At 40.5% G+C, this 8,166-nt stretch carries 4 protein-coding genes and 1 pseudogene; all 5 read right to left on the reverse strand.

The features are described 5' to 3' along the window. Positions 1-10: 10 nt before the first annotated feature. Positions 11-4,300, reverse strand: a complete 4,290-nt coding sequence (locus tag BLP54_RS13320) for a LamG-like jellyroll fold domain-containing protein (protein WP_090170472.1) — start codon at positions 4,298-4,300, stop codon at positions 11-13. A 204-nt stretch (positions 4,301-4,504) separates the two neighbouring features. After that, a complete protein-coding gene (locus BLP54_RS13325) occupies positions 4,505-5,323 on the reverse strand; it encodes a carbohydrate ABC transporter permease (RefSeq protein WP_090170474.1) in 819 nt (272 codons plus the stop codon). Between the two features lie 40 nt (positions 5,324-5,363). Continuing rightward, the gene (locus tag BLP54_RS13330) at positions 5,364-6,257 is read right to left on the reverse strand and encodes a carbohydrate ABC transporter permease (RefSeq protein WP_090170476.1); all 894 of its coding nucleotides are present in this window, start codon (positions 6,255-6,257) and stop codon (positions 5,364-5,366) included. 101 nt (positions 6,258-6,358) lie between these two features. Next, positions 6,359-7,681, reverse strand: coding sequence for an ABC transporter substrate-binding protein (locus tag BLP54_RS13335; RefSeq protein WP_090170477.1), 1,323 nt, complete (start codon positions 7,679-7,681; stop codon positions 6,359-6,361). Between the two features lie 241 nt (positions 7,682-7,922). Continuing rightward, positions 7,923-8,166: pseudogene (locus tag BLP54_RS15975) on the reverse strand (group II intron reverse transcriptase/maturase); the annotation flags it as partial.

The following is an 8,166-nucleotide window of genomic DNA, read 5'->3' on the forward strand; positions in this document are numbered from 1 at the left end:
GACATTTTATTTAGAAAGGCTTCTTTCCCTTCTTAAGGAATATTGCTACTGCACCTATAAGAACCGCTCCAAGAGCAACAATGATTGCAATTATTCCCCCCATATTTGAAGATTCAACAGCTGCGGATGCCTCTAGATCTGATAAATTCTCATCGGATGTAGTGTCTTCTGTGGCTGTTTCTGTTTCTGTTTCTGCTGCTTCTGCAGTATCTCCTGCAAGTGGAACCTGCTCCTCCTCAATAATTTCCTCTGCCTCTTCTTCTGCTTCCTCAGTCTTGTTTTCTGTAGCTACAGTATTGTTTGTGTTCTTCTTTGTTGTCTTTGTAGTATTAGCGGCTGCAGCTGTCTGTGTTGTAGCTGGACCTGCAGCTGGTACACCTGCATCAGCGATAGTCTGTGTCTGTGCTGGTGCTGTAGTTCTACTTGAGCTTGCACTTGAAGAACTTCTTGATGAGCTTGAAGATCCAGAGCTAGATGCTGAACCAGTTGAACCAGAGCTTGTACCAGCCGATGGATTTGCTGGAGCTGCTGTAGGTGCAGGTGTTGGTACTGGTGTTGGAGCTGGTGTTGGCTCTGCTGCTGACTCATCAGCTACTACCAAGGCAAAATCAAATCTATCAAGGTTTGGAGTATAGTTTACGCATGTGTTTACTCCACCCACACCATTCTTATGAGCGCGGTAATCATTGTTATAGAATCTAAGAGTATTCTTACCCTTCTTTAATACTACCTTTACGCACTGTGTTCTAAAGGAATCTACACTATATGTGTTTCTGAAGTATACTGTCTGATCCTTACCTCCATTTACATTTAATGTAACAAATCGGTCAACCATCTGCGCATTGTAAGAATGGCTACCAAAGAGTTCCTTGTTTGACTGATAAACAACCATCTCATATACACCTGTCACTGGTGCATCATATGTGATTTCAAGGGCGTTCTCAGCATCCTCAGATGCAAGAATTTCCTGTACATATTTACCATTAGAAGCTACATCATTTGTGCCGATTTCAACATTTCCAATAAGCTTTCCATCCTCAGCTTCAACAGTGTCAATGTTCTTGTCATCTACCTTTGCAACTGTGAGCTTATCAACTGCAAGAGCTGCTGAGCTTGCATCTAAATCAATGATATTAATTCCCTTCTCAAGGAATACTTCTGCCACTGCATCGCTCCATGCATCTGCAGTAGCGGCTGCCTTAACTGTTCTTACATGATTTGTTAATGTCTTGTTTGTATTGTTGACGAATACATTAATCTTTTCATCAGATGCTGAATTATATCTGATAGAAAGCTGGTGAGTACCATTTTTCTTAGCAAATACTACAAATCTGATTCCACCACCATCTTTAACTGACTTATCTAAGCCAACAGCATAGCCTGCGCCGCTAAATCCTGCTACATTAGATGCTGTGTAAACGCTTGTAGATGTCTGTGAGCCAAGAATATTGTAATCGCTAAGCTCTGCCTCATATGTCTTTGTTGTCTTATCTGAATCAACCGCGCTTTCATCACCAACAAATGTTAGATAAACACAGTCGATAGATGCCTTTCCTTCGCTGTCAGTACCTGTTACAGAAAGTGTGTGGCTACCCTTTGTAAGGTAAACATATTCTGTATGTAAACCTGACATGTAGAATGTCAATGTGTTCTCAAGATACATCTCTGCACTTAAAGCATCATCAACATAAAGCTTCTGAACAGCATTCTTTGGATCGTTTAGCTCAGGTCTCTGAGTGTTGTTTCCTGTGCCTGCTCCATATACCATATCGAATCTGTAGAAGCCATCCTCTGGAGCATCTACCTTGAATGTTGCTCTAGCATCTTCGCTATCTAATCCCTGTGCCTGACCTGAACCTGAGCAAGCAAAATTTGGATTCTTACCTGCCTGTCTTGCGCCACCTGAAAGCTGAGCTTCCTCACCTTCAAAAGTCTTCTTCCAAGGACCTACCTCTACAACACCTACCTCAGCAGAAGAATCTGCTGGTGTGATTGTAAGATTGTAAGCTGCAGCTGCAACAAGGTCTGACATCTTGATTGTGCAGTTTCCATCTTCATCTACATCAAACACTTCCTTCTTCATAAATGAAGGAGCTTCTGCTGCACCATTGATACCTGTCCAGTCTGTGCGCTCGAACTTAACCTCAATCTTGTCGCCAAAAACATTCTTATCAATATTTGAAAGATTAATTACTGCCCTCTCTGAACCACCAAAAATGATGTTTGAAGACTTCTTTGTATCATCAACAGAAGCCACTCCGTAGAACTGAGTCTTTGGCAGGCCATCTACATCGATGCTAACTGTCTCACCTGACATCTCTGCATACCACTTATATAACCACCATGCACCGTTTGGCTCGTTATTAGATGCTGCAAGGTCAGCAAGGTTGTTTGAGATGTGCCAGTATGCCAGACATGCTGTAACCTTCTCATCCTCGAATAAACCAATCCATCTTGAAAGACTTCCAGGTACTCCAAGGTGTGTGAAATCTGCATACTCGTTAATAACGATTTCTCTCTTCTCTGTAATAAGCCCTGGCTCCAACCAATACTTTTCCTCAAGTCTTCTGTAGTCTGCTACATTGTTTGGGAAATTATTATAAAGGTCGTTATTTAAAACATGCCATGAAATCTGTGTTGGAATACAATCATTTTCAGCACAGAAAATCATGAACTGCTCAAGCTGTCTTGCCTGATAGCAGCAGAAGTTTGGACCTGCTGTTTTTGCATTCTTATCTACTGATTTAACTGCTGTATATGCCTGAAGCCAAGCTGCATTAAACTTGCTCATATCGCCGCCCCAGATTTCATTAAACCAGTTACCCTCTGGCTCATTGAACAGAACATATACTGCAGCATCTGTAAGTCCAGCTTCTTTGGTCTGTCTTACCATTGTTTTAAGTTTCTCGCAGTACTCATCCATTCCTTCGTACTCATATGGCCAGTTAGCATAGATATCTGGACAGGCAATCTGGATTGAATCTCCACCTGCCTCTAGGAATGTCTTAGCCATTACGTTGATATCGCCATTTGGATGCTGTAATCCCTCAGCTGGCTTCTGCTCGCACATATATGGCTTGATAGCAGTCTGAAGAATTGCGCTAGGTACATTATCCTCACCTACACCGTAGAGATAACCTGTAGCACCGTGCTTTACTGCTCCAGTTTTATTTCCCATATCTACATTAAGAATTCCTGAATAATCAGGCTTCTGAATCTCTGGGAAGCTGTCATAAAGCTCCTTGACCTGGTCAGCTGTCAATGCGTCATCATAGAAAGCTACATCGTCCAAAGAACCTTTAAAATCATTATCTGATGTATAATAAGATTTTCCAAGAGAAGCATATTTAAGACTCTTCAGGTAATCCTTCTTTACCAACTCAGGTAAAACTTCTGTTACCTTCTGAGTTCCGTCACACTGATCTGTGTAGCCTGCGTCCTCACCATTTATATATACCTTGTATTCATCCTCCTTAAATGTAACTGTAAGATGCTGCCATTTGTCTCTCTGTAATGGTTTGTTAAAGGTAAGCTTTGTTCTTACATTTGTGCTCTTGTTAGCATCGCCAACATAGAGTGTCATGTCGTAAGCTCCACCGCCTGCTGCAAATGCAAAATCAGGATCTGTCCACCAGCTTGCTCCTCTTTCTGAAGCTCCAATAGGACCATTTGATGCATCAAAGAACTTTGAATAATTCTGTGCATCCTGACTTGGATTTACCCACATCGAAATTGTAAATGCCTTATTATCTGCCTCGCCTATCTTTTCAAATAAGTCCTCTGGAAGATCCATAGAACCATTACCTGGAAGATTAAGAACTTTATTTCCCTTTAAAGAATCCTTCTTAACCTTCGCATTATCTCTTAAAAGGTCTTTTACAGAATCCTCATCCTCGAAATCATAGCTGTAAACTGGAGTAGGTATTTCTTTCTCTTCTTCCTCCTCTTCTTTCTTTAATTTCTTTTCTTTCTTGTCTTTCTCTTCCTCATCCTCGTCCTCTACATCTTCTTCATCAGAATCTTCATCATCAGATTTTTCATCTTCAGCAGCCTTATCTCCCTTTGATTCTTTCTCAATCACCTCTTCTAATAGTTCTTCACTATCTTCTTTTCTTTCTTCCTTGCTCTCTTCTGTGTTCTCGGAAACATCTGTGTTTTCTTCTGCTACTTCCTCCTCCACAGAAGTGGTCTGAGAAACTGCATCTTCTTTCACATTTGCAGCTTCGACAGGTACCCCCGTAAGCAGCATCTGGGTTGCTAATGCAACTGCGAAGGTCTGCTTCACTAACTTGTTCTTCATACATATCCTCCTCTAAAATATTATATTCTGTGGTTTATGCCACAGAATTGAGTCTATTTTGATTATATGTATTTTCACCCCTTCTGTTTATGTCAAAAACAGCATCTAAGCATGTCAAAATGTGATTTAAATCTCGAACTCATAGATAAATAAAAAAGCAGGAACCAGATTGAATCTAGTTCCTGCTATTATCGTATATACGAATTATAATTTTCCTCCTGATGTTGCGATACCCTCAATAAACTGTCTCTGGAATATTACATAAATAACAATCATTGGAAGACATGCAATAAGTGCTGCTGCCATCAGCTCTGGATAATTAGAAGAGAACTGCCCCTGCATCTTTGAAAGTGCGCTGGCAAGTGTAGTCTGATTTGTATCTGGACATACAATCATTGGCCACATCAAATCCTTGTAGGCAAATACTGCGGTAAATATTCCCAGCGCTACCATGGAAGACTTAGTAAGCGGAGCCATGATAAATAGGAATGTCTGTCCAATATTACAGCCATCTAATCTGGCAGCCTCCTCAAGCTCTCTTGGTAGGCCCATGTATGCCTGTCTCAAAAGAAATGTTCCAAAAGCGGATACAAGACCTGGGAACAGCAAGCCCATCATGGAATTAGTCCAGCCAAGCTTACTAACCATTACATACTGTGGAATGATGAAAATCTGCGAAGGTATCATCATCTGAAAAAGCACAAGACCAAACATCAAATTCTTTCCCCTGAAATTTAGTCTGGCAAATGCATAGCCTGCAATTGTTGATGTAAGCACTGCGCAAAGAACGCGAAGTACAATCATCAAAACCGTATTAAAATACAATCTTCCAAAATTTACATTATGAAGAACTTCGTTAAAGTTGCTAAGTCTAAAATGAGATGGGAAAATAACAAATGGATCCATCTGTGTAGACTCACCAACTGTCTTGAATGCTGTAAGAATCATCCATGCAAAAGGAACCAGCATAACGAAGGACATAATCACTAGTACTATATATATTATGGTTTTATTTTTGTTCATAGCTTTCCTATCCCTTCTATGGAAGAAGGTTCCCTCCTTATTACGTATAGTGTACCCACTTCTTCTGTCCTATCATCTGAAGGACTGTGAAAATCATAATTACAACCAAAAGTACAACTACAACTGTAGCTCCATAGCCCTTATTGCTCTGCTGGAATGAATACTTATAGAATAAGCAAACCAGTGACTGGGTCTTAAAAAGAGCTGGGTTGTTGTTATCAATAACCATGTAGATAACATCAAATACCTGCATAGCAGCAATGATTCGTGTAACCATTACAAAGAAAATAGTTGGTGAAACCAAAGGTATTGTGATGCTAAAAAACTGCTGCACACCGGTAGCTCCATCAATTGCAGCTGCCTCATAATAATCCTTTGGCACCTCCTGAAGACCTGCCAAAAACAAAACCATATTGTATCCAATAATCGACCATATACCGATTACAGCAATCGAATAAATTGCGATTTTCGGATTTGAAATCCAGTTTGTTTTACCTGGAAAAATATGATTTAACAAACCAAATTCTGAATTATAAAGCCATTTCCAAACCATAGCTATAGCAGCTGGTGCTGCAACCATTGGAAGGAAGAATATAGTTCTAAAGGTACTTTTACCTTTTATTTTCCCATTTAAAAATACTGCTAAAACCAACGCAATAATAATTGAAAGTGGCACCTCCACAACTGCGTATTTTAAGGTGTTAAAAAGTGCCTGCCAAACCTCTTTATCTGCAAAAACCTTTTGATAATTAGCAATGCCTACAAAAATATTTCCTCTTCCAAAATCACCTGTCTTAAAAAAGCTCTGATAAATCGTTTGAAAGATTGGAATGATATTGAGAACAATCAAACCAACCATTGTTGGCAAAATAAACAGCCAGCCCCAAATGAACTCGCTTCGTTCTCTATGAGTTGTTTTTCCCTTTTTATTCATAACACTAATCTCCTAACTAAAAACGGTTAAAGGGCACAGCCCAAAAGCACTGCGCCCTCATCCCCAATATTTATTATACCTATGAAAAAGAAGAAAAAGAATTACTCCTCACTAAGAGTCTGATTCATGCTATCGCAGATTTCCTGGCAAACTGTCTTAACATCCTTATCGCCAGTCCAAGCTTCCTTGAGCTTCTCTGTCTGCATATCTTCCCATGTTGTTGTGTACTTAGAATATGGTCTAAATACAAGGTCAGCATCAAGCATCTTCATATGACCATTAAGATCAAACTTATCTGTGCAGTTTACCCAAAGATCTGAGCATCCTTCGTAAGCTGACATTGTTACGCCAAGCTCAGCCTGCTTTTCCTGCATCTCCTTAGAACCGAACCACTCGATAAGTGACCAAGCAGCATCTGGATTCTTTGTGTTAGCTGAAGCAGCCCAGCCAAGACCATTGTAAATAGAAACTCTCTTACCTGTCTTTGCATCCTTTGGAAGAACAGCTACATCACAGTTCTCTGCTGTATACTCGTTGTCCTTGAAGGCAGCTACCATCCAAGAGCCCTGTGTAACCATTGCAACCTTACCTGACTCAAAGAGTACATCTGCACCTGACTCAGAAATTGTATTAAGATCTGGGCAAGAACCATCCTGAACCATATCTACGAAAAGCTGAATAGCCTTCTGTGTCTCTGGCTTATCATAACCAGAAGACTTCTTGTCTTCACTGATGATTTCTCCGCCCATAGAATATACTGCGTTGTAGAATGAATCCTGATTGTTTGATGGAGCAATTGCATATCCCCAGTGATCATCATTTGTGAGCTTCTTTGCAGCTTCTGCAAAATCATCCCATGTCCATGTGTCATCTGGATAATCTACACCCATCTCATCAAAGATTGTCTTGTTATACCAAAGAGCGATTGTATCGATATCCTTTGGAATAGCATACTGCTTACCATTTGACTGATAAAGATTTACGATACCCTCATAGTAATTGCTCATGTCAATCTTGTCGCTTGAAGCAATCTTATCTGTCAAATCCATAAGCATATCGTTTTCCATGTACTTCTGTGCCTGATTTGAATGCATCCAGAATACATCTGGAAGCTCTCCGCCTGAAGCGCCTGCCTCAAGAAGTGTCCAATAGTCATCCCAGCCAACTACCTGAATAGTAGCCTTTACCCCAGACTGTGCTGACCATTCATCGATAATTTTCTGAAGTCCTGGTCTCTGGTTCTCATCCCAGATAGATACTGTAAGTTCGCCTTCTACGCTACCCTTCATAGCCTCTGGAGCTTCTGACGCTTCCCCACCTGCAGTATCTCCTGTAGTGCCTGTATCAGCAGCACCACCACAAGCCATCATGGACATAGCCATAAATGCACTCAGAACCATTGCAGCTAATTTTTTAGCCTTCATAAAATCTTACCTCCCATATTTCCCTTTTTTCTTCATTGTCCGTTCCTTCGAACATATACCCATCTTAGCTAATCTGTCCCCTTATTAGCATGGAATAATCACACTATTAAATGTCTAAATGTGACATATTTCGACAATACTATTTCCAAAATAATCGAGTAGGAGGAATTTCTCATAAGTGAGAAATTCCGACCTCTCACACCACCGTGCGTACCGTTCGGTACACGGCGGTTCAATCAACTTAACAAGTAACACACCTTTCGGTGTAGTAATCTAACATTGAGACTAATCCAAATGAGGTTAGTCTCTTTGTACTTATAGCCTTTTGTACCCATCCATTGTGAGCGAGTCTTGCATATCTGTCTCCACAATAGGAGATGTTATACGCTGCCCATCTTGGTACGTCCAGCTTCATCAAATTCTTAGCTCTATTCTGCGGAGTCTTCCAATGCTTCCAAATACACATACGAAGTCTGAATCTGATG

Source organism: Pseudobutyrivibrio sp. 49, assembly GCF_900100545.1.
Classification (GTDB): Bacteria; Bacillota; Clostridia; order Lachnospirales; family Lachnospiraceae; genus Pseudobutyrivibrio.

Excerpts from the sequence above, each read along its gene's own strand:
- BLP54_RS13320 (WP_090170472.1), bottom strand. The coding sequence starts at position 4,300 with ATGAAGAACAAGTTAGTGAAGCAGACCTTCGCAGTTGCATTAGCAACC.
- BLP54_RS13325 (WP_090170474.1), bottom strand. The coding sequence starts at position 5,323 with ATGAACAAAAATAAAACCATAATATATATAGTACTAGTGATTATGTCC.
- BLP54_RS13330 (WP_090170476.1), bottom strand. The coding sequence starts at position 6,257 with ATGAATAAAAAGGGAAAAACAACTCATAGAGAACGAAGCGAGTTCATT.
- BLP54_RS13335 (WP_090170477.1), bottom strand. The coding sequence starts at position 7,681 with ATGAAGGCTAAAAAATTAGCTGCAATGGTTCTGAGTGCATTTATGGCT.